Raw genomic sequence first — 21,363 nt, forward strand, 5'->3', positions numbered from 1 at the left:
CATGGACTTTGGATTCATTCTTGCCAGCGCCGCCGGCGAAATTTTCAGCCCCACGACTGCGGCCTACGCGCTTGCCGCACTGGGCCTCGCCGTCCACTTCGGCTACTCCGGCCTGCTGAACTTCGGCCAGGCCGGCTTCATGGCGGTGGGAGCCTACGGGTTCGCCATCTCCACCCTGACCTTCGGCGTCCCGTTCTTCGTGGGACTGCTGATCGCCATAATCGCCGCCGCCGTCTTCGCGCTGCTGCTGGGTATTCCCACCCTGCGCCTGCGGGCGGACTACCTCGCCATCGTCACCATTGCCGCTGCGGAAATAGTCCGGTACATCGTCACCACCAACCAGCTGACGTCCGTGACCGGTTCGGCCAACGGCCTGGCGGCGTTCGAGGGCGGGTTCTACGCAATGAACCCGTTCCCGGACGGCGACTACTTCGGCATGAACAACCGTGACTTCTTCATCCGCGTGGTGGGCTGGGCACTCGTTGCCGTGTGCTGCCTGCTGGTATGGCTGCTGATGCGCAGCCCGTGGGGCCGCGTCCTCAAGGGCATCCGCGAAGACGAAAACGCCGTCCGCTCGCTGGGTAAGAACGTCTACGCCTACAAGATGCAGGCGCTGATCATCGGTGGCGTGCTGGGCGCACTTGCCGGCATGATCTTCACCCTTCCCCGCGGAGCGGTGCAGCCGGCCAACTACGGCACCGAACTGACGTTCTTCCTCTACACCTGCCTGCTCCTTGGCGGGCTGGGCACGGTCCTTGGACCCGTCGTCGGCGCCATGATCTTCTGGGTTGTCCTGTCCCTGACCCAGGGCGTCCTCTATGGCCTGATCGAATCAGGTGCCATCACCTGGCTGAACACCGTCCAGGCCGGGCAGCTGCGCTACATCCTGGTGGGTGTGGCCCTGATGCTGCTGATGATTTTCCGGCCCCAGGGTGTCTTTGGAAACAAGAAGGAGCTGGCGTTCGCATGAGCATGCACAGCGAAGAACCCACATCGGCGTCCGGCGCCCAGCCGGACTACATGACTGACGCACGGCCCATTGCGGCCGGCGAAACCGGTCCGGGATGTAAGAAACGCGATCCCATCGTGGTTGCGGAGAACGTAACCCGCAGCTTTGGCGGCATTAATGCGGTGGACGTCGATTACCTCGAGATCCCCCGCCATAAGATCACCGCGCTGATCGGGCCCAACGGTGCCGGAAAGACCACGCTGTTTAACCTGCTGACAGGCTTCGACACGCCCAACACGGGCAAGTGGCAGTTCGAAGGCAAGAGCCTGGCGGGCGTTTCCCCGTACAAGGTGGCACGGATGGGCATGGTCCGCACGTTCCAGCTCACCAAGGTGATGGGCAAGCTGACGGTCATGGAAAACATGCGCCTGGGTGCCTCGAACCAGCCCGGGGAGAAGCTGTACAAGGCCCTGTTCAAGGGAATCTGGGGCGGCCGGGAGAAGCAGATCACGGAGGAAGCCAACGTCCTGCTGGAGAAGTTCAAGCTGGATGCCAAGAAGGACGACTACGCTGCCTCCCTCTCCGGCGGCCAGCGCAAGCTCCTGGAAATGGCCCGTTCCCTCATGGTCCGGCCCAAGCTGGTCATGCTGGACGAGCCCATGGCCGGCGTGAATCCGGCACTGACCCAGTCCCTGCTGGACCACATCAAGAACCTGAAGGCCGAAGGCATGACGGTGCTGTTCGTGGAGCATGACATGCACATGGTGCGGCACATCGCCGACTGGGTAGTGGTCATGGCGGAAGGCAAGGTGGTGGCAGAGGGCCCGCCTGGCGAGGTCATGAAGAACCCCGCCGTGATCGACGCCTACCTTGGCGCGCACCATGACGTGGACCTTGGCGACACCGAGGGCATCAAGGAACTCGCGGCCGAACTGGTGGCTGACGAGGAATCCATCGTGGGCACGGAGAACGCAGGCATCATCGCCGTGGATGTCGTTGAGGCGGAAACCGACGCAGCACCGGAAGAACGGGGCGCGCAGGACCATCCCCGCGGACGGCACGGAAGCACGGAAACGGGCCGGACAGAGAAGGACAGCCAATGAGCAGCACCAGCGCGGCACCAGCCGCACACCCCGTCAACGACGGCGACTCGGTAGTCAAGGTCACGGACCTCGTGGCCGGCTACCTGCCCGGCGTGAACATCCTCAACGGCTGCAGCATCGAAGCCCGCAAGGGTGAGCTGATCGGCATCATCGGCCCCAACGGCGCCGGCAAGTCTACGCTGCTGAAGGCCATGTTCGGCCTGGTCAAGGTCCACTCCGGCACTGTTGTGGTGCGGGGCCAGGACATCACCGGGCTGAAGGCCAACAAGCTGGTCACCCGCGGTGTCGGTTTCGTTCCGCAGACCAACAACGTCTTTGCCACGCTGTCCATCGAGGAAAACCTGCAGATGGGCATGTTCCAGCGGCCCAAGGACTTCGCCGAGCGCTTCGACTTCGTCACGGGCCTGTTCCCCGAGCTGGGCAAGCGACGCGCGCAGCGCGCCGGATCGCTCTCCGGCGGTGAACGGCAGATGGTTGCCATGGGGCGCGCCCTGATGATGGACCCGGCGGTGCTGCTGCTGGATGAACCCTCCGCAGGCCTCTCCCCCGTCAAGCAGGACGAGACGTTCCTTCGGGTTCACGAGATCAACCGGGCAGGCGTCTCGGTGATCATGGTGGAACAGAACGCCCGCCGCTGCCTGCAGATCTGTGACCGCGCCTACGTCCTGGACCAGGGCAAGGACGCTTACACGGGAACCGGCCGCGAACTCATGAAGGATCCCAAGGTCATCCAGCTGTACCTGGGCACCCTGGCCGACACTGTCGACTAGGAACCGCTCTCCAAGGGCTCCAGGGCCCGCAGAAGGGGCCGTCACCGCAAGGTGGCGGCCCCTTCTGCATGCCTGCGGTGCAGGCCGGCACGCCAGCAGGGCGGGGAGCCAGGGCAGGCAGCCCGGCCAGCGGCAGGCGATGCCGGCAGGCAATCCTTCGGCAAGGCGGCCTCAATTCAGCAGGCGGCTTGGCGGCGGACAGCAAAAGACCCCCGCCCGGTGTGAACTGGTCACTGGGCGGGGGCCTTTCGGTCGGTCAGGAAGCGGCTTAGAGCTTGCCGAACTCTTCCTTCACTGCGGAGTACGTGTTGTCATCCTGGTACTCGTAGATGCCGATGTACGCCTCCGTGGGGTCACCCGCGTCGGAGAACGTTACGGGGCCGGACTGGCCGTCGTAGTCGATGTCCTTTCCGTCGCGGAGGAGCGTGACACAGCCTGCGTAGGAGGTGCACTTCTCGCCGCCTTCGGAAACTTCCTTGAGCTTGGCGGCGATGTCTACGCCCTTGGTGCTCTTGGCGGCTTCCGAAGCCAGTGCGATCAGGTTGACGGCGTCGTAGGACTCGCCGGCGTAGCTGTAGTCCTTCAGTGCGGGATCGATCGCCAGCAGCTTCTTCTTGAAGTCCTCCTTGGCGAAGGTACCGGGGATGGTGCCCTGCGCGCCCTTCAGGGTGCCTGCCTTGAAGTCCTTGCTGTAATCGGACGTGTTGCCGTCCACCATGAACAGCTGCGTGGGCTTGACGCCCTTGCCGGTGATCAGCGGAACGATGCTCTTGGCCTGGTCGAAGGTGATCAGGGCAATGGCGTCCGGCTTGGCGGCGAGGACCTTGTCCACCTGGCTGCTGAACTGGGTGTCGCCTTCGTTGAAGAGTTCTTCGGCCACAACCTTGCCGCCGGCGGACTCGAAAGCCGACTTGATGTTCTTGGCCAGGCCCGTGCCGTAAGCATCGTTGAGGACGATCAGTCCAACCGTCTGGGCACCACACGTTGCCATGTAGTTGCCCAGGACCTTGCCCTGCAGCACGTCGGACGGGGCAGTACGCCAGTACAGGCCCTTGTCATCCCAAGTGGTGAAGTCCGGAGACGTGTTGGCCGGGGAGAACTGGATGACGCCCGCGCCGGTGATCTGGTTGATGACCGTCTTGGACACACCCGAGGATGCGGCGCCGATGATGGCGCTCACGCCCTGGCCCAGCAGCGCTGAGGTGGACTGGGTGGCGATGTCCGTCTTGGTATCGCCGGAGTCGCGGTGGACCACTTGAATGGGCTTGCCCAGTACGCCGCCGGCCTTGTTGACTTCATCGACACCAAGGTTGACGCCGGCAATTTCGGGCGGGCCCAGGAAGGCCAGGGAGCCCGTGGTGGGCAGCAGTGACCCGATCTTCAAAGGCTTATCGGTGGTGGTGCTGGAGGGCGGAACCGATCCGGGCGCCGGAGCCTGGCTCGCTGCCGCGCCGCCGGTGCCTTCAGGTGCGGGGCAGGCGATGCCGGCCGCAGCTTCGGAGGCGGTCTCGGACGCCGTGGGTGTGGACGAACCGCCGCAAGCCGTTGCCATAAAGGCAACGCCGATGCCAAGCGCTGTCAGCTTGGCAACGCGGGTTCCCGCCTGGGGAAATAATGTCATGAACTAGCTCCTCGATCTAAAGGTGCGAACGGCCTTTGACGCGAAAAATCAGGTATTCCTGATCAGGTTCAAGCTAATGTAATTTCCCGCCGAAAATAAGTGATTGAGGTCACATCCTTATAACAGTCGTTGCCTATGCGGAATTAAAGGCCGGAAGCCGCCCGCTGAACGGACGGCTTCCTCTTCCCGGCGCGCTTTTCCGGGCATTTTTCGCGCTTGTACCCCAGGTGGGACTCGAACCCACAACACGCGGATTTTAAGTCCGATGCCTCTGCCAATTGGGCTACTGGGGCGCCGCAACAATGGTATCCCGTCACAGCCCGCCGACCGGATCAGCCAGGCGGGGGCTCCGGCCTGCGGTTCCTGGACGAGAGTGCGGCCAACTCCTGCAGGGCGCGCGGCGCCTGCGCGACGGGAACCAGCAGGTGGTCGTGGTGGAACCCGGCCAGCACGTTGCAGCTGATCCCCGCCTCCGTAAGCGCCCTGCTGACGGCGGCGGTAAGGCCAACGGCCTCCAGCGCGGAATGGACCTCCAGGGTGATCCAGGCGGCCACGAAGTCGTAGCTGAGCCCTTCCGCGTCCGCGACGGACCGCGGAAGGACCACAGTCAGGCCCTCGGCCTCGCGGACGGCGGCCTCAATGCCGGGCGTCAGGGGCCGGCCGTGGGGCCACAGGACGTACACAAACTCACCATGGCGCTGCATTGGCCGCATGCCTGCCAGCAGGGCCTGCAGGTTCATTTCGCCGCTCATGGGGACAGTCTAGGCCGCAGGACGCGGCAGCGGGCGCTGCGGGAACGCACGACGGCGGCCGTCCCCCGAAAGGGACGGCCGCCGTCGTGCGTCAAAAGGGAGGCGGGCTACTTGGCGTTGGCCGGCGCCGATTCCTTGGCCTCCGGCACGGCTGCAGCCGGAGCGGGGGCCGCCGCCGGCCTGGGAGCCGGGGTGGCAGCGGCCACGAAGGCACCCCGCGGGTTGTCCAGGTCCATCAGCTGCGTAGTGTCGCGGCCGGCGAAGAAGGCGATGATCCAGTTCAGGACCACGCGGAACTTGCGCTCGAACGTGGGCATCGCCATGCCGTGGTAGCCACGGTGGGCCAACCAGGCCAGCGGGCCCTTGAGCCCGATGCGGCCCAGGAGGTTGATGTTGGCGACACCCTTCCATTCGCCGAAGCCGGCCACTGCGCCAAGGTTCTTGTGCTTGTAGTCCTTCATCGGCTTGTCCCAGCGGGATGCCCACAGGTTCTTGGCAAGGCGCTTGGCCTGGCGCAGCGCATGCTGGGCGTTGGGAACGCAGGTGCCGTCCGGGAGGCCCTTGCCCGTGAGGTCGGGAACGGCGGCAATGTCGCCGGCCGCCCAGGCGTTCTCCACGATGCCTTCATCGCCGCCGATGCGCAGGTCCGGAAGGACGCGGACGCGGCCGCGGGGCTCCAGCGGGAAGTCGGTGGAACGGACCATCGGGTTGGCCTGCACGCCGGCAGTCCAGACGAGGGTGTCCGCTTCGAATTCCTGCGCGGGGGTCTTGTCCGGCAGGTTGATGAGCTTGAGGGAGCCCTCGGCGCTGTCCAGGGAGGTGTTCAGCAGCACCTCGATGCCGCGGCTGCGCAGGTGCTCCACCACCCAGTCGGCCTGGGAAGCGGTGACCTCAGGCATGATGCGGCCCATGGCCTCGACCAGTACGAAACGGACTTCATCCTGCTTGATGCGGGGGTTGTTGCGGACCGCGGCGCGGGCCAGGTCCTCCATCTCGGTGATGCACTCGATGCCGGCGAAGCCGCCACCTACCACCACGAAGGTGAGCGCCTTGGCGCGCGCGGCGGCGTCGGTCATGGTGGACGCAACCTCAATGCGCTCCAGCACCTTGTTGCGCAGCGCAACGGCTTCCTCGATGGTCTTCAGGCCAATGCCCTTGTCCGCGAGGCCCTTGATGGGGAAGGTACGGGTGATGGCGCCGGCTGCGAGGACGACGTCGAAGTACGGAACCTCGAAGTGCCCGCCGCCGTCAGCGGGGGCCACGACGGCGGTGCGGTTCGCGTGGTCGATCGAGGTCACGCGGCCCTGGATCAGTTCGGTCTGCTTGAGGTGCTGGCGGTGGGAGACCACGGCGTGGCGGGCCTCGATGTTGCCGCCTGCAACCTCGGGGAGGAAGGGCTGGTAGGTCATGTAGGGCAGTGGATCCACGAGGGTGACGATGCCACCGGCATTCGCGATCTTCTTCTGCAGTTTGAGTGCTACGTACAGGCCGACGTACCCGCCGCCTACGACGAGTACCCTGGGACGGTCCTGGAGCTCTGGGGTGGTTGCCATGCGTCTAACGATACAGCAGTTTGTGAAAATCTTCACTAGCGTGCGTCGCGCCTGGGACAGGGCCGGGACCACCTACGGTTTGCCCGGTGAATCCACCTTCTCCACGGCTCCGGTCAAAGGTTCCTCGCGCGCCAGCGACGGGTCCCTGGCCGCGCGGCGGAGCTGGACGGCCGCTGCCGCGATGATCGCCGCGAACAGCACCGAAAAACCGATTACGACGGCGGCGCCCACGGCCGAGTCCCGCGGCGAGGGTGCCTTGGCGGCAGGCACCGTCGCCTCAGGCAGGGTGGGGACGGCGCTGGGCACTTCGGCGGTGGGCAGCGGGACGGGTGTGGAAAGATTGCCCCGCCGGTGTACCCGGATCCACTCGGCGATGCTTCCCAGCGGGTTGGCAGAAACCTCGGGAACGTCATCCTTCAGTGCCGCGGCCGCGTCCAGCACGCCAAAGCCATAGAGCGGGTCCTTGCCGGCCGGGCCGGCGTCGTCGGCAGTGGAAACGATCCTGTTGATGACCTGCTCCGCGCTCATCTCCGGCCACTTGGACCTGATGAGGGCGGCCACTCCGGCCACCATGGGAGCGGAGCCGGAGGTGCCGGCCCATTCAGCGTAGTCACCGCCCGGGACTCCGCCCACCAAATCCTCCGCCGGAGCAGCCACGCCGATGCTGATCCCCTGTGAGGAGGCGTCCACGCTTGCGACACCCTTGCGGTCCACCCCGGCCACGGTCAGTACGCCCGGAATCGTGGCGGGCGCGCCCACCTGGATGTTTCCGCCCACGCGGTTTCCGGCCGCGGCCACGATGACCACGTCCTTCTGCTCGGCGTAAAGGAACGCTGCATCCCAGCTTTGCGGCCATTGCGGCGTGGTGCTGCCCAGCGAGATATTGATGACGGTGGCACCGTTGTCCACGGCCCAGCGCACGGCCTCCGGGATCTGGTCCTGGTCGCTCTTGCCCGACGGGTTGGGCGACCCCAGCCAGGTGGAGACCGACAGTATCTCGGCTTCAGGAGCAACCCCTGCCATGCCGTCCGGGCCGGTCGCGCCGGTGCTTTTCGGGACAGGGCTGGGCGAGGCATCCTTGGGCTGGTGGCCGCGCCCGGCAAGGATGGTGGCCACCAGCGTGCCGTGTTCCGGCTTGGCCCCGATGCTCTTCTGGCCGTTTGCGTCGCCGGAGCCGGACGCATCGAATCCGCCTGCCACAGCACCTTTGAGATCCGGATGCCTGGCGTCCACGCCGCTGTCGATCACAGCCACCTTCACCCCGGCGCCCTTGGACACATTCCAGGCCTCGGTGATGCCGGATTCCTTGAGCCAGTACTGCTTGTCCCGCCAGTCGTCCGCCTGTGCTGCCGGTGCGTTGATAACACCGGCGGCCACGAAGAGGCCGGACAGCAGCAGCACCGGCAGCGTTGCGGCCGCCTGGCCAAACGCGGCGGTCACGCCCTTGAAAGCTCCCATGGTTCAGCCGATGCTCAGCGCAATGCCGTCGAGAATGTCGTGCTCGCTGGCTGTTGCGGTGGTGATCCGGCCCCCGGTCAGGGCACCAAGCTGTTCCAGGATGCGCCGCCACACCAGTCCCCCGGCGCCGATAACGTCAACCCGGCCCGGATGCATGTAGGGCAGGGCGGCCCTGGCGGCGCGGGGCATCCGCAGCAGCTCCGCGGCAGCTTCCCGTACAGCGGCTATGGGGAGTTCGGCACCGTGGATGGCGTCCGGCGAGTATTCCGCCAGCCGCAGGGCGTGCGCGGTGATGGTGGTAACTGAGCCGGCAACGCCTACGACGGCGGTGGCCTGGTCCAGTGGGACGTCTTCGCGTGCGCGGGCAATGGCGGCGTCCACGTCGGCTTCCGCGGCGGCGATCTGTTCCGCGGTGGGCGGATCGCCGGCCAGGTGCCGCTCGGTCAGCCGCACGCAGCCGATGTCCACGGACTTCGCCGCGGTGACGCCGGCAGCGGTTCCCAGCACGAATTCCGTGCTGCCGCCACCGAGATCCACAACCAGGACCTGATGTCCGTCCAGGATGGGCAGCACGCTGCTGGCCCCGGCGAAGGACAGGGCGGCTTCCTCGGCCCCCGAGATCACCTCGGGCTCCACGCCCAGAAGATCACGGATGCCGTCCACGAAGACCTGCCGGTTGCGGGCGTCACGGCTTGCCGACGTTGCGGTGAAGCGGACTTTCTCCGCGCCGTGATCCTTGATCAGCTGCGCATAGGAGGCGGTGGCGGCGAAAGTACGCTCCAGCGCCTCGGGGGCAAGTTCGCCGGTGGCATCCACGCCCTGGCCCAGCCGGACCACCCGCATCTCGCGGACCACGTCGGTGAGGACTGGCGTGCCGCTGCTGCGGTCGATGTCCGCGATAAGCAGGCGGATGGAGTTGGTGCCGCAGTCGATCGCGGCAACGCGGGTCATTCGGCGGCTCCGCCGGGGCCGGCCGCTTTGCGGACCGGCGCGGGCCGGCCCACAATGTCCGGCAGTCCCTGGGGGCCGTGGCGGCTTAGGTCCCGGGAGGGGGCTTCGCCCGTGGTGTCCCAGGCGCCGTCGCAATAGCAGCGTTCTTTGCTCCACCATTCGCTGATGAGGTGCAGGGCTTCGTCGCCCAGCGGGTTTACGCCCGGGCCGGCAGCGAGTGAATGGCCCACCAGGACATGGAGGCATTTGACACGGGTGGGCATTCCGCCGGCGGAGATGCCGTCGATCTCTGGAACGTCTCCTGTGCCGCAGCGATCGCCGATGGCCTGCCGCGCGGCCAGGTAGGCGTCGTGGGCGGCGCGGTAGGCCGCTGACAGTTCCCCGTCTTCGGCAAGGCGTCCGTTCATCTCGTTCATGACGCCTGCGGCTTCGAGCCGCGACACTGCCGAGGTGATGACCGGGTGGGTCAGGTAAAAGGTGGTGGGGAACGGGGTCCCGTTGCCGAGCCGCGGTGCCGTAGCGGCCACGAGAGGGTTGCCGCAGACGCAGCGTGCCGGAATCTCCACCACATCCCGCACCGGCCGTCCGAGCTGCCGGCTCAGGACTTCAAGATCGCGTGCAGATGGTTGGCGGGAGTCTTCCCGGGCGGCTGCCGTGGTGGGTTCCATCGTCGCGGGCCGTCCTTCCTGTTGCGGTTCAGTCTGTGGCCGCGCGCCGGATGGACTCCCACAGGGAATCCACCCACGGCAGATCGGCGGGGTCTTGTGCTGCTGCTGCTCCGGGCTGGCTACTGCTTTCTCCGGCAGGCAGGTCGCTGCCGAAAACCCAGTAACCGGTTTCTCCCGGCATAACCATGTTAATGCGGTCGCGGGCCTGCTGTTTCACGTAGTTGGGGTCCTGCCACCGCGAAACCTGCCTGCGCAGGGCGTCGCCCTCGGCCTCGCGGGCCGCGATGTCCGCGTTCAGGGCCTCGATTTCGGCCCGTTTATCGAAGAACACCTTCACGGTGGGCGCCAGCATGATGGTGATCGCAATCATCACGACGGCGAGGGCCAGCATGCGTCCGGAGAACGCCTTGGCGGGCACGGGCTGCGTAACTTCCTCAGGCGGGGCGGGCTGCGTGGCACGGCTGCTGCCGCTGCTCCCCTCATGAGCCCTCTCCTGCGTCTCCTCCGGCGCTTTCCCTGCCCCGAAGTCTGCCCGGATGACGTCGGCGCCGTCCGGGGAGCCCCCGGCGGGACGGGCCGGGGCGACCTTGGGGACTTTGGGACGGCGGGTAGCCATGACACTCCTGAAACACGCGGCTGGAACACGCGGCCCTGCGGTGGCAGCCACAGGCCGGGCCGGAACTGGGTGGAACTCGTTGGCGGACGGGACTTGTTGGGCAGTGCTGCCGGAAAACGGCAACGGTGGCTATGGTCTTTCAACCATAGCCACCGTTGCGGTGCAGGTGCGGCTACTAGCCCTTGAAACGCGGGAAGGCGCTGCGGCCGGCGTAGCGTGCGGCGTCGTCGAGCTCTTCTTCGATGCGCAGCAGCTGGTTGTACTTGGCTACGCGCTCGGAGCGTGCCGGGGCGCCGGTCTTGATCTGGCCGGCGTTGGTGGCAACCGAGATGTCGGCGATGGTGGTGTCCTCGGTCTCGCCGGAGCGGTGCGAGGTGATGGTGGTGTAGCCGGCGCGCTGGGCCAGGCTGACGGCGTCGAGGGTTTCCGTGAGCGAGCCGATCTGGTTCACCTTGACCAGCAGGGAGTTGGCGGTCTTGGTGTCGATCCCGCGCTGCAGGATGGACGGGTTGGTGACGAAGAGGTCGTCACCCACCAGCTGGACCTTGTCGCCGATGGTGTCGGTGAGGGTCTTCCAGCCTTCCCAGTCGTTCTCGTCCAGCGGGTCCTCGATGGACACCAGCGGGTAGTCTGCCACGAGCCCGGCGTAGTAGGCGCTCATCTCGCTCGCGGACAGGGACTTGCCTTCGAACTGGTAGGCGCCGTCCTTGAAGAACTCGGAGGAGGCAACGTCCAGCGCCAGGGCGATGTCCTTGCCGGGGGTGTAGCCGGCGTTCTTGATGGCTTCCTGGATCAGGTCCAGTGCCGCACGGTTGGAGGGCAGGTTCGGGGCGAAGCCGCCCTCGTCGCCCAGGCCGGTGGACAGGCCCTTTTCCTTCAGGACGGACTTGAGGTTGTGGTAGACCTCAACGCCCCAGCGCAGGCCTTCGGAGAAGGTCTCGGCGCCGATGGGGGCGATCATGAATTCCTGGATGTCAACGTCGGAGTCCGCGTGCGATCCGCCGTTGAGGATGTTCATCAGGGGCACGGGCAGAACGTGCGCGTTGGGGCCGCCGAGGTACTTGTACAGCGGCAGGTCCGCGGAGGCGGCAGCGGCGTTGGCCACGGCCAGGGACACGCCCAGGATGGCGTTGGCGCCCAGCTTGCCCTTGTTGGGGGTGCCGTCCAGGTCCAGCATGGCCTGGTCGATGCTGCGCTGGTCGGTGGCGTCGAAGCCGGTGAGGGCCGGAGCGATCTGGTCGATGATGGCGTCAACGGCTTTCTGGACGCCCTTGCCGAGGTAGCGGCCCTTGTCGCCGTCGCGCAGTTCCACGGCTTCGTGCTCGCCGGTGGAGGCGCCGGAGGGGACGGCTGCGCGGCCGATCTGGCCGTCAGAGAGCAGGACCTCGACTTCTACGGTGGGGTTGCCGCGGGAATCGAGGATCTCGCGGGCGTGGATGGCATCGATAAGCGCCATGAATTTTGCTCCTTATGGGCGATTAACCAGGGGGACTGTGGCAGAAAAATTCGACGTCCTCGTCAGGGACCAGCGTAGTCGAGAGTGGTTCAGGTTACGGAAACCTATCCAGCCTCCGGACGTCATGATGGCGCGTGTCCGGCCTTCGCGGCGTCCTCCTGGTACCGCCGCACCGCCCCGCGCAGTGCACGCTCGGCATCCAGTCCGGCAGCCTGCGCCGAACGCACGACGCCGAACAGCAGCTCCCCGAGCGCTTCCTCCGTTGCGGGGGCAGGGGCTGCGGGCGGCAGCCCCAGGCCGGCGCGGGCGGCCCGGTCCAGCGACTTCTGTGCCCTGGCCAGGGCCGGCAGGGCGAGCGGAATACCGTCGAAGGGGCCGCGGCCGGCCGGCCGTTCGGCGCGTTTGACCGCGTCCCACTTCTGCTCGATCTCCGCCACGGTGGCCGGGAAGGTGTCCTGCAGTGAGCCGTCGGGGCGGAACACGTGAGGGTTGCGCCGGACCATTTTGGCATCCAGGCCGCGGGCCACGTCGTCGAACGTGAACGCGCCGCGTTCCTCCGCGAGGCGGGCATGCAGCACTACCTGGAGCAGGACGTCGCCCAGCTCCCCCCGGAGCTCGGCGTCGGGGTGTCCCGCCTCGATGGTCTCTGCCACCTCGTAGGCCTCCTCGAGGAGGTACTCCACCAGGGAGGCATGCGTCAGCGCGCCCATCCACGGGCAGTGCTCCCGCAGCCTGGCAATGACCGTCAGGAGCCTTTCGACGGGCGCTTCCTTAGCCAAGATTGGCGTAGGCGTCGTTGATGTACTCCACCAGCGCTTCCTTTTCCTCAAGGGGCAGGAAGGAGGCCTCGGCGGCGTTGAGCGTCAGCTCCAGCAGGTCGTCCAGGTCGTAGTCGAACGTCTCCACCAGGAGGTCGAACTCGTCGGTGAGGGTTACACCGCTCATTAGCCGGTTGTCCGTGTTGATGGTGACGTTGAAGCCCAGCTGGTAGAGCATGTCCAGCGGGTGGCTCTCGATGCCTTCGCCGAAGCCGGCAATGGCACCCGTCTGGAGGTTGGAGGACGGGCAGATTTCCAGCGCTATGCCGCGGTCCCGCACCCAGCTGGAGAGATCCCCGAGGGTAACCAGGCCGATGCTGTCCTCGCCGTCGCCCTCGTCGGTGGCGTCGTCGTCGAACTCCACCATGATGTCTTCGGCGATACGGACGCCGTGGCCCAGGCGCAGCGCGCGGCCGTCCACCAGGGCGGACTGGATGCTTTCGAGGCCGGCCGCCTCGCCCGCGTGGACGGTGGCCGGGAAGTTGTGCTGGGCGAGGTAGGTGAAGGCATCCCGGAAGCGGGCAGGCAGGAAGCCGTCCTCGGCCCCGGCGATATCGAAGCCCACGGCACCCCTGTTGCGGTGGCGGACGGCGAGCTCGGCGATTTCCTGGCCGCGGTCCGCGTGGCGCATGGCGGTGATGAGCTGGCCCACCTGGATTTCCCGGCCGGAGTCGCTGACGGCTTCAACGCCGGCTTCCAGTCCCTCCTGGACGGCCTCGACGGCCTCGTCCAGGGTCAGGCCCTTCTGCAGGTGCTGCTCCGGGGCCCAGCGGACTTCGCCGTAGACCACGCCGTCGTCTGCCAGGTCCTCCACGAACTCCTTCGCTACCCTGTACAGGCCCTCGTGGGTCTGCATGACGGCGATGGTGTGGTCGAACGTCTCGAGGTAGCGGACCAGGGAGCCGGAATCCGCGGATTCGCGGAACCACTCGCCAAGGGCCACGGGATCGGTGGACGGCAGGGTGTGTCCCACGGCGGCTGCCAGTTCAATGATGGTGGCCGGGCGGAGTCCCCCGTCCAGGTGGTCGTGCAGGGAAACCTTCGGCAGGGTCTTCAGGTCGAACTCGATGGCGGGGGCGGGGTCAGCAATAGGCTCAGTCACGTACCCACCTTAGGGTGGGTGCAGGCGCAATGCCAGCGCCTATTCCGGTGCCGGCCTGCTCTCGCGCGGAACCGGGGCCAGGAAATCGTCGGGTTCCGGATTCAGCGTGCCTGAAGGGCCGCCGTCGAGCCATTGGTCCACCTCTGCCGCATCGTTGCGGGACAGGTGGCGGTGCCACCACCGCAGCAGGTGGTCCATGACGATGCCCAGGACAACGGCGAACACCACGGCGATTCCGGCGCTGAGCAGCGGGCTGTCGTGCAGCCAGTGGAACGAGCTTGCCAGCAGGCCGATGCCGATGGAGTAGCCCACCCACGTCAGGCAGGCGAACGCGTCCAGCAGGAAGAACCTGCGGTGCCCGAACCCGGTGCTTCCTGCCACGTAGTTGACGGCCACCCTGCCCCAGGGGATGTAGCGCGCGGTGAAGATCAGCACCGCTCCGCGCTTGTCCAGCTCACCGCGGGCCCAGTCGAAGGCCCGGCGCACCTTGGGCCTTCGCATCCACCGCCAGCGGTCCAGGCCGATCCGCCGGCCCAGCATGAAAGCCATGTTGTCGCCCGCAATGGCACCGACCAGCGCCGTGCCGCCCAGGATCCAGAGGTTCGGCTCCCCGCTCTGCCGGGAAAAGGCCGCCAGAGCCACGATGAGTGTTTCGCTGGGGACCACCATGGCGAAGCCGTCCACGAAAAAGAACAGCAGGAGGACCGGATAGATCCACCATTGGCCCGCCGCATGGAGCACGGCCTCACTTATAAAATCCACGCGGTCCTGCTTCTCGGAAAAACGCCGTCAACGTGACGGAAATCGCTCCCTAAGTGTCCCACGGGCTCGGCGGATTCGCTACGCTTCCGGTTCCTTCATGCGTTCCACGATGGGCGGCTTGTGCCGGAAACGGTTGACGGCCACGTCCACCACGATGCCCAGGGCCACGGCGCACACAATGGCGATGGCAGCGCCAAGGAGGTGGTTGTCCTCGAACCACTGGCCAAAAAACAGGCCGATGCCCACCGAGTATGCCGCCCACAGCGTGGCGGACAACACCGTGAGCCCTACGAACCTGGCGTGCGGATAGCCGGTGACACCGGCGGTGAGGTTGACGGCGACGCGCCCGATGGGGACGAACCTGGCCACGAGGATCAGGGCTGCCGGGCGCTTGCGCAACTCCCGGCCGGCCCAGCGGAACGCCCCCTGCATTCGGGGACCGCGCATCCATGACCAGCGGGTGGTGCCCACCCGGCGGCCGATCAGGTAGGCGATGTTGTCCCCGGAAAACGCCCCCGCCGCGGCCACCAGCATCAGGACCCCGGGGTTGGGAACCTGCGCGGTGGCCGCAACGGCGGCCAGGCCCACCACCACCGACTCGCTCGGGATGGGCGGGAAGAAGCCGTCAATGATGCAGCACGCCAGGACCAGGACCAGCACCCAGGGCTGGCCGGCTGCTGCGAGAATGAAGTCACTGACGGCCTGCATCGGTTTCCTAGGCGATGCGGTCGATGATCAACTGCTGGGCGGGACGTGAGCCTTCGGGGGCGATAACCACGGCGCCCTCCAGGGCTTCCCTGGCCCGCTCAAACCGCTCCGGCGTGTCGGTGAGCAGGGTCATCAGGGGTTCCCCTGCACGGACCACGGCGCCGGGCTTGGCGTGCATCCTAACCCCTGCCCCGGCCTGCACCGCGTCCTCCTTGCGGGCACGGCCGGCGCCAAGGCGCCACGCAGCCACACCGACGGAGAGGGCGTCGAGTTCCACCAGCACGCCGTCAGCCGGGGCGTAGACCACCTCTGACTCGCGGGCGACGGGAAGCGTGGCGCGCGGATCGCCGCCCTGGGCCTCGATCATGCGGTTCCACACGTCCATGGCACGGCCGTCCCGCAGCGCTGCGGCGGGATCGGCGTCGTGCACACCTGCGCACGCGAGCATCTCCTCGGCGAGCCGGACCGTCAGCTCCACCACGTCTGCAGGCCCGCCGCCGGCCAGCACCTCGACGGATTCCTCCACCTCGATGGCATTGCCCGCGGTGAGGCCCAACGGAGTGTCCATGTTGGTGAGCAGGGCAACAGTGTTGACCCCGGCGTCCTTGCCCAGCGCCACCATGGTCTCGGCCAGCTCCCGCGCCTTGGCCTGGTCCTTCATGAATGCACCGCTGCCCACCTTCACGTCAAGGACCAGGGAACCGGTGCCTTCGGCGATCTTCTTGCTCATGATGGAGGAGGCGATCAGCGGGATGGCCTCCACGGTTCCTGTGACATCGCGGAGGGCATAGAGCTTCTTGTCCGCGGGTGCCAGCCCCGCGCCGGCGGCACAGATCACGGCTCCCACGTCCTGGAGCTGGGCCAGCATTTCCTCGTTGGTCAGGGACGCGCGCCAGCCCGGAATGGACTCAAGCTTGTCCAGCGTGCCGCCGGTGTGGCCCAGGCCGCGGCCGGACAGCTGGGGCACGGCCACTCCGAACACGGCCACCAGGGGCGCCAGCGGCAAGGTGATCTTGTCTCCCACGCCACCGGTGGAGTGCTTGTCCGAGGTGTACTTCAGGCCGCCGTCCGGCCGGCGGAGGCTGGAGAAGTCCATGGTCTCGCCGGAGGCGATCATCGCGGCGGTCCACCGGGCAATCTCCGCGCGGTCCATGCCGTTGAGCAGGATGGCCATGTTCAGGGCCGCCATCTGTTCATCGGCGATCGCCCCGCGGGTATAGGCGTCGATGGTCCAGTCGATCTGTTCCGGGCTCAGCGCGCCCTTGTCGCGCTTGATCCGGATGATGTCCACGGCGTCGAACGCCTCAGCATGGGTCTGGGTCATCGGGTTCTCTCCAGGTGTTCGGGACCGAAGGCGTCCGGGAGGACCTGGTCCATGGTCTTGATTCCTTGGGTGGTCATGAGTTCCATGTCCGGGGCGCGGAATTCGTACAGCAGCTGCCGGCAACGGCCGCAGGGCATGAGGATGTTACCCCCGCCGTCCACGCAGTAGAAGGCACGCAACCGGCCGCCGCCGGTCATGTGGAGGTTGCCCACCAGGGCGCACTCTGCGCAGAGGGTCAGACCGTAGCTGGCATTTTCCACATTGCAGCCGCTGACGATCCGGCCGTCGGCGGTGAGGGCAGCGGCCCCCACCGGAAAACGGGAATAGGGTGCGTACGCGTTGCGCATGGCGGCGGTGGCCGCCTCTGCCAACGCGGACCAATCCACCGCTTGCGGCGCTGTTTCCACGGCGCTCATCCTTTGACGTACGGAATGCCGCTGGCCGCGGGACCCCGGGACCTGCCCACCAGCCCCGCCACCGCCAGCACGGTGACCAGGTACGGCAGCATGGCCATGAACTGGCTGGGTACGGGGGTTCCGATGATGGTCACGATGCTCTGCAGGTTGTCGGCGAAACCGAACAGCAGCGCGGCAAAGAACGCGCCGATGGGGTTCCAGCGGCCAAAGATCAGTGCGGCGAGGGCGATGAAGCCGCGCCCGCCGGAGATCTCCTTGGTGAAGCTGTCAATGGCCACGAGGGTGAAGAAGGAACCGCCGATGCCGGCCACGGCACCACCCAGGGTGACGTTCCAGAAGCGGGTGAGGTTCACATTGATGCCCAGGGTGTCAGCCGCCTGCGGGTGCTCGCCCACGGCGCGGACCCGCAGGCCCCATCGGGTCTTGAACAGTCCGATCCAGACAGCGATCACGGCCACGTACATCAGGTAGCCCACCAGGGACTGCCGGAACAGGATGGGTCCGATGATCGGAATGCCGGACAGGACGGGGATCGCAATGACTTCCAGGCCGGGGGGCGCGTTGAACTTTGCCTTGTCCGCCTGCATCACTGTGCTGAAGAGGAAGCCCGTCACGCCGGATACCAGGACGTTCAGGACCACGCCCACAATGATCTGGTTCACCAGGTACTTGATGCTGAACACGGCCAGCACCATGGATACCAGCGCACCGGCCACCGCCGCCGCGAGCAGGCCAATGAAGGGGTTCTGCGTCACGGTGGCCACGATGGCCGCAGTGAAGGCACCGCCGAGCAACTGGCCTTCGATGGCGATGTTGACCACCCCGACCCGCTCACAGAGCACGCCGGACAGGGAGCCGAACACCAAGGGAACGGCCAGGGTCAAGGACCCGGCGATGAGGCCGGCCAGGGAGATGTTCGGGGTGCGGGCGCCGCCCACCACCCAGATGAGGAACGCGGCCACGAACAGGACCGTGAACACGATTGCCGCCCAGCCCGGGGTGGGACGGCCCTTGGTCTTGAGGTATACCGAGTAGGCGGCCAGGCCCGCCATGATGGTGGCCAGAACCAGCCCGGCAACGAAGGCGTCCACCTGCAGCGCGGGCAACTGGAAGAAGTCGCTGCCGGTGGAAATGCCGAAGCTTGCCGTCTGGCGCGGCCCCATGAAACCGAAGAAAACCAGCGCCACAAGCGCCAGAGCGGACAGCATCACCGGGGTCTTCCAGGTGACCGGCTTGCCCGAAAGGGTTACGGGACCGCCGGCGGGGCCCTCCGGCTGGGGCTTTCCGGCGCGGGGCGGGGAAACTGTCGTGCTCATGCTGCACCTCCGGTGGAAGCTGCCTGACGGGACTTGGTGGCGCGGACGGGCTTGCGGCGGCGGGGATTAAGCCCGAACACCGCACGGACCAGCGGCGGGGCCGCAATAAGCAGGACGATCAGCGACTGGACCACCAGGACGATGTCGATGGGGGTGCCGGTCTGGATCTGCATTTGGACCGCCCCGGCGCGGAAGGCACCGAACAGCAGGCCGGCTGCAAAGGTTCCCCACGGCGTCGAACGTCCCAGCAGCGCGACGGTGATCGCGTCGAAACCGTAAGTGGCGGCCACCCCGTCTGTCAGGACCTTTTCGGTGCCGGCCACCTGCGCCACGCCGGACATGCCCGCGAGGGCGCCTGCGATGGCCATGACCAGGATGGTGGATCTGGATACGTTGATGCCGGCCGTGCGGGCGGCGCTGGGGTTGGCGCCCACCGCGCGGAACTCGAAGCCCACGGTGGAGCGGTTGAGCAGCCACCACACCAGCAGCGTGGCACCGATGGCCAGGATGAAGCCCAGGTGCAGCCGGTACTGGCTACCCAGGATCTGCGGGTATACCGCCGTGGGGTCCAGGACAGGCGAAATGGGGTTGGTCTCACCCGGGCGCTGGAAGGCGGGTGTACTCATCAGGAAGCGCAGGAAATACAGCGCGATGTAGTTGAACATGATGGTCAGGATGACCTCGTGGGCGCCGGTGCGGGCCTTAAGTACGCCGACGAGCCCGCCCCACAGGGCACCGCCGGCGATGCCGGCCACCAGGACCAGCAGCAGGTGCAGGCCCAGAGGCAGGTGGAGCGCGAACCCCACCCAGGCAGCCAGGATGCCGCCCATGATGATCTGGCCCTGGGCACCAATGTTGAACAGGCCCGCACGGAACGCCAGCGCGACGCCCAGGCCCGCGGTGATCAGCGGGGTGGCGATGGTCAGCGTCTCCATGAACGGCGCGAACTGCGCCGCGGCGCTGGCGCCGCGCGGGTTGAAAACCGCCCCCTGGAACAGCGCGATATAGGAGCCCGTGGCCGCGTTCCAGACCGCCGCCAGGAAGTCCGTGGGGCGGGCAAGGAAGTATCCGCCGGTGGTTGCGACCTGCTTGTCCGTGCTGGCAATCAGCAGGCCGCCGATAATCAGCGCCAGGAGTACGGCCAGAACGGAGACCATCCCGCTGCCGGTGAAGATCCGCCGCAGGAGTGTGTCAGGCTGGCCGGGCAGGAGGCCGCTTTGCGCGGTGGCGGGGACGGCCGACGGTTCCATGGCGCCGCCGGCAGTATCGACGGAGACGACGGCGGCGGTCTCCTCCTCCGCCGGGCTCGGATGGTGCGGGGCGGCGGGTTCTCCGCCGGCCACGTGCTTCGGTTCGTGCTTGTCAGTCATGGTCGCCTCCTTCGGCGTCCTCGGAGGTTGCGGGGCGCTGGACCGGGGGGTGGTCTTCGGGGCGGATGCCGGCCATCATGAGGCCCAGCACGTCGCGGCCGGTGCCGGCTGGGACGATGCCCACAAGCTTGCCCTTGTAGATCACCGCGATCCGGTCCGCGAGTTCCATGACCTCGTCCAGCTCCGTGGAGATGATCATGACGGGTGTGCCCTGGTCCCGCTCGGCCACGATGCGGCGGTGCAGGAACTCGATGGACCCCACGTCCACGCCGCGGGTGGGCTGGCTGGCAATGAAGAGGCGCAGCGGGCGGGACAGCTCGCGGGCCATCACCACCTTCTGCTGGTTGCCGCCGGACAGCGTTCCGGCCGCCGCGGCGGCGGATGGGGTGCGGACGTCGAACTCGTCGATCCGGGCCTTGGCATTATCCAAGACCTTTGCCGGGCTCATGCTGATGCCCTTGGCGTACGGGGGTTTGTCGTACAGGTCCAGCACCAGGTTCTCGGCCACGGAGAAGGTCCCCACCAGCCCGTCCACCTTGCGGTCTTCGGGAACAAACCCGACGCCGGCGTTCAGCACTTCCTTGACGGAACGGCCCAGGAGCTCCCTGCCGTCCAGCCGAATGGATCCGGTGACCCGGTCCTGGAGGCCCAGGATGGCCTCCGTCAGCTCGGTCTGGCCGTTGCCCTGGACTCCCGCCACTGCGAGGATCTCGCCCCGGGCGATGTGGAAGCTGAGCCCGTCCACCACGTGCTGGCCGTTCGGGGCCACCACCGTGAGGTCCTCGATTTGGAAGGTTGTCTCCTGCGGGCGTGCGGGCGCCTTGTCAAGAGTCAGGCTGACCGCGCGGCCCACCATCATGGAGGCCAGGTCTGTGGTGGACGCCGTCGGCTCGGCCGTGCCCACCACCTTCCCGCGCCGGATCACGGTGATGGTGTCCGACACTTCCTTGACCTCGCGCAGCTTGTGCGAGATGAAGACGATGGAGGTGCCGCCGGCCTTCAGCTGGCGCATGATGTCCAGCAGCTGGTCAGTCTCCTGCGGGGTGAGCACGGCAGTGGGCTCATCCAGGATCAGGACCTTCGCGTTGCGGACCAGGGCCTTGATGATTTCCACCCGCTGCTGGACACCGACGGGCAGGTCTTCCACCAGTGCGTCCGGATCCACGTCAAAGCCGTACTGGTCAGAGATCTCCCTGATCCTGCGGCGGGTCTCGTCCAGGTTGAGGAAGCCTGCGGCCTTGGTCGGCTCCGCACCCAGGGCCACGTTTTCGGCCACAGTAAAGACGGGGACCAGCATGAAGTGCTGGTGCACCATGCCGATGCCTGCGGCCATGGCATCGCCGGGTCCGCGGAACGATACGGCCCTCCCGTCCACCAGGATCTCGCCCTCGGTGGGCTCGTACAACCCGTACAGCACGTTCATCAGCGTGGATTTGCCGGCACCGTTTTCACCCAGGAGGCAGTGGATCTGCCCGGGTTCCACCACAACGTCAATGTGATCGTTGGCGAGCAGGGTACCGAAGCGTTTTGTGATCCCTCTGAGTTCAAGTTTCAAAACTCTGACCAATCTCGAAGCGTCCAGTGATCGACCGGACGGGGTAAGCGGCTGCACCACCAGCCTAGTGGGTGCAGCCGTTGGATGAGCCGGCG

Annotated in this window: 20 protein-coding genes and 1 tRNA gene; 3 read left to right on the forward strand and 18 right to left on the reverse strand. The window is 66.8% G+C overall.

What is annotated here, in order from left to right:
• Position 1: 1 nt before the first annotated feature.
• The 3 genes from ACIQCN_RS12915 to ACIQCN_RS12925 are packed head-to-tail and all read left to right on the forward strand — an operon-like array spanning position 2 to position 2,822.
• A complete protein-coding gene (locus tag ACIQCN_RS12915; RefSeq protein ID WP_400605814.1) occupies positions 2-970 on the forward strand; it encodes a branched-chain amino acid ABC transporter permease in 969 nt (322 codons plus the stop codon).
• Positions 967-2,052, forward strand: coding sequence for an ABC transporter ATP-binding protein (locus ACIQCN_RS12920; RefSeq protein ID WP_400605812.1), 1,086 nt, complete (start codon positions 967-969; stop codon positions 2,050-2,052). Before ACIQCN_RS12915 ends, ACIQCN_RS12920 begins: the two co-directional genes overlap by 4 nt.
• Positions 2,049-2,822: an ABC transporter ATP-binding protein gene (locus tag ACIQCN_RS12925; protein ID WP_400605810.1), complete on the forward strand. Its 774-nt coding sequence runs from the start codon at positions 2,049-2,051 to the stop codon at positions 2,820-2,822. The genes ACIQCN_RS12920 and ACIQCN_RS12925 overlap by 4 nt, the downstream gene beginning before the upstream one ends.
• A gap of 268 nt (positions 2,823-3,090) precedes the next feature.
• Here the strand turns inward: ACIQCN_RS12925 and ACIQCN_RS12930 are convergent, their stop codons facing one another.
• From ACIQCN_RS12930 to ACIQCN_RS13015, 18 genes are all read right to left on the reverse strand, one after another.
• Positions 3,091-4,443, reverse strand: coding sequence for an ABC transporter substrate-binding protein (locus ACIQCN_RS12930; RefSeq protein WP_400605808.1), 1,353 nt, complete (start codon positions 4,441-4,443; stop codon positions 3,091-3,093).
• A 219-nt stretch (positions 4,444-4,662) separates the two neighbouring features.
• Positions 4,663-4,736: transfer RNA gene (locus ACIQCN_RS12935), tRNA-Leu, on the reverse strand.
• 39 nt (positions 4,737-4,775) lie between these two features.
• Positions 4,776-5,195, reverse strand: coding sequence for an ACT domain-containing protein (locus ACIQCN_RS12940; RefSeq protein WP_400605806.1), 420 nt, complete (start codon positions 5,193-5,195; stop codon positions 4,776-4,778).
• Positions 5,196-5,302: 107 nt separating this feature from the next.
• A complete protein-coding gene (locus ACIQCN_RS12945) occupies positions 5,303-6,748 on the reverse strand; it encodes an NAD(P)/FAD-dependent oxidoreductase (RefSeq protein ID WP_400611268.1) in 1,446 nt (481 codons plus the stop codon).
• Between the two features lie 72 nt (positions 6,749-6,820).
• Positions 6,821-8,206, reverse strand: coding sequence for a S8 family serine peptidase (locus tag ACIQCN_RS12950; protein WP_400611269.1), 1,386 nt, complete (start codon positions 8,204-8,206; stop codon positions 6,821-6,823).
• A gap of 3 nt (positions 8,207-8,209) precedes the next feature.
• Positions 8,210-9,157, reverse strand: a complete 948-nt coding sequence (locus tag ACIQCN_RS12955) for an exopolyphosphatase (protein WP_400611270.1) — start codon at positions 9,155-9,157, stop codon at positions 8,210-8,212.
• On the reverse strand, positions 9,154-9,825 hold the full coding sequence (locus tag ACIQCN_RS12960; RefSeq protein ID WP_400605798.1) for a DUF501 domain-containing protein: 672 nt from the start codon (positions 9,823-9,825) through the stop codon (positions 9,154-9,156). The genes ACIQCN_RS12955 and ACIQCN_RS12960 overlap by 4 nt, the downstream gene beginning before the upstream one ends.
• Positions 9,826-9,853: 28 nt before the next feature.
• Positions 9,854-10,441, reverse strand: coding sequence for a septum formation initiator family protein (locus ACIQCN_RS12965; protein ID WP_400605797.1), 588 nt, complete (start codon positions 10,439-10,441; stop codon positions 9,854-9,856).
• A 175-nt stretch (positions 10,442-10,616) separates the two neighbouring features.
• Positions 10,617-11,897, reverse strand: a complete 1,281-nt coding sequence (eno, locus tag ACIQCN_RS12970; protein WP_400605795.1) for a phosphopyruvate hydratase — start codon at positions 11,895-11,897, stop codon at positions 10,617-10,619.
• Between the two features lie 122 nt (positions 11,898-12,019).
• On the reverse strand, positions 12,020-12,607 hold the full coding sequence (locus tag ACIQCN_RS12975) for a MazG nucleotide pyrophosphohydrolase domain-containing protein (protein ID WP_400611310.1): 588 nt from the start codon (positions 12,605-12,607) through the stop codon (positions 12,020-12,022).
• Between the two features lie 61 nt (positions 12,608-12,668).
• Complete coding sequence (locus tag ACIQCN_RS12980) at positions 12,669-13,817, reverse strand: adenosine deaminase (protein ID WP_400611271.1); 1,149 nt, start codon at positions 13,815-13,817, stop codon at positions 12,669-12,671.
• Between the two features lie 39 nt (positions 13,818-13,856).
• Positions 13,857-14,579, reverse strand: coding sequence for a DedA family protein (locus ACIQCN_RS12985; protein WP_400611272.1), 723 nt, complete (start codon positions 14,577-14,579; stop codon positions 13,857-13,859).
• A gap of 78 nt (positions 14,580-14,657) precedes the next feature.
• Complete coding sequence (locus tag ACIQCN_RS12990) at positions 14,658-15,287, reverse strand: DedA family protein (protein WP_400611273.1); 630 nt, start codon at positions 15,285-15,287, stop codon at positions 14,658-14,660.
• Positions 15,288-15,294: 7 nt separating this feature from the next.
• Positions 15,295-16,611 (reverse strand): thymidine phosphorylase, encoded by a 1,317-nt coding sequence (locus ACIQCN_RS12995; protein WP_400611274.1) that lies wholly within the window; start codon positions 16,609-16,611, stop codon positions 15,295-15,297.
• Positions 16,608-17,018 (reverse strand): cytidine deaminase, encoded by a 411-nt coding sequence (locus ACIQCN_RS13000; protein ID WP_400611275.1) that lies wholly within the window; start codon positions 17,016-17,018, stop codon positions 16,608-16,610. The genes ACIQCN_RS12995 and ACIQCN_RS13000 overlap by 4 nt, the downstream gene beginning before the upstream one ends.
• 5 nt (positions 17,019-17,023) lie before the next feature.
• Positions 17,024-18,343, reverse strand: coding sequence for an ABC transporter permease (locus ACIQCN_RS13005; RefSeq protein WP_400611276.1), 1,320 nt, complete (start codon positions 18,341-18,343; stop codon positions 17,024-17,026).
• Positions 18,340-19,713 (reverse strand): ABC transporter permease, encoded by a 1,374-nt coding sequence (locus ACIQCN_RS13010; protein ID WP_400605778.1) that lies wholly within the window; start codon positions 19,711-19,713, stop codon positions 18,340-18,342. Before ACIQCN_RS13010 ends, ACIQCN_RS13005 begins: the two co-directional genes overlap by 4 nt.
• Entirely contained in the window at positions 19,706-21,268 is a 1,563-nt protein-coding gene (locus ACIQCN_RS13015; RefSeq protein WP_400611277.1) for an ABC transporter ATP-binding protein, read from the reverse strand. Before ACIQCN_RS13015 ends, ACIQCN_RS13010 begins: the two co-directional genes overlap by 8 nt.
• Positions 21,269-21,363 lie beyond the last annotated feature (95 nt).

The sequence above is a fragment of the Pseudarthrobacter sp. NPDC092424 genome (assembly GCF_044754925.1).
In the GTDB taxonomy this organism is placed as follows: Bacteria; Actinomycetota; Actinomycetes; order Actinomycetales; family Micrococcaceae; genus Arthrobacter.

Coding starts and splice junctions, on each gene's coding strand:
- ACIQCN_RS12975 (WP_400611310.1), bottom strand. CDS start 12,607: ATGGGCGCGCTGACGCATGCCTCCCTGGTGGAGTACCTCCTCGAGGAG.
- ACIQCN_RS12915 (WP_400605814.1), top strand. CDS start 2: ATGGACTTTGGATTCATTCTTGCCAGCGCCGCCGGCGAAATTTTCAGC.
- ACIQCN_RS12965 (WP_400605797.1), bottom strand. CDS start 10,441: ATGGCTACCCGCCGTCCCAAAGTCCCCAAGGTCGCCCCGGCCCGTCCC.
- ACIQCN_RS12930 (WP_400605808.1), bottom strand. CDS start 4,443: ATGACATTATTTCCCCAGGCGGGAACCCGCGTTGCCAAGCTGACAGCG.
- ACIQCN_RS12920 (WP_400605812.1), top strand. CDS start 967: ATGAGCATGCACAGCGAAGAACCCACATCGGCGTCCGGCGCCCAGCCG.
- eno (WP_400605795.1), bottom strand. CDS start 11,897: ATGGCGCTTATCGATGCCATCCACGCCCGCGAGATCCTCGATTCCCGC.
- ACIQCN_RS12955 (WP_400611270.1), bottom strand. CDS start 9,157: ATGACCCGCGTTGCCGCGATCGACTGCGGCACCAACTCCATCCGCCTG.
- ACIQCN_RS12960 (WP_400605798.1), bottom strand. CDS start 9,825: ATGGAACCCACCACGGCAGCCGCCCGGGAAGACTCCCGCCAACCATCT.
- ACIQCN_RS12925 (WP_400605810.1), top strand. CDS start 2,049: ATGAGCAGCACCAGCGCGGCACCAGCCGCACACCCCGTCAACGACGGC.
- ACIQCN_RS13005 (WP_400611276.1), bottom strand. CDS start 18,343: ATGAGCACGACAGTTTCCCCGCCCCGCGCCGGAAAGCCCCAGCCGGAG.
- ACIQCN_RS12940 (WP_400605806.1), bottom strand. CDS start 5,195: ATGAGCGGCGAAATGAACCTGCAGGCCCTGCTGGCAGGCATGCGGCCA.
- ACIQCN_RS13010 (WP_400605778.1), bottom strand. CDS start 19,713: ATGACTGACAAGCACGAACCGAAGCACGTGGCCGGCGGAGAACCCGCC.
- ACIQCN_RS12995 (WP_400611274.1), bottom strand. CDS start 16,611: ATGACCCAGACCCATGCTGAGGCGTTCGACGCCGTGGACATCATCCGG.
- ACIQCN_RS12990 (WP_400611273.1), bottom strand. CDS start 15,287: ATGCAGGCCGTCAGTGACTTCATTCTCGCAGCAGCCGGCCAGCCCTGG.
- ACIQCN_RS12950 (WP_400611269.1), bottom strand. CDS start 8,206: ATGGGAGCTTTCAAGGGCGTGACCGCCGCGTTTGGCCAGGCGGCCGCA.
- ACIQCN_RS12945 (WP_400611268.1), bottom strand. CDS start 6,748: ATGGCAACCACCCCAGAGCTCCAGGACCGTCCCAGGGTACTCGTCGTA.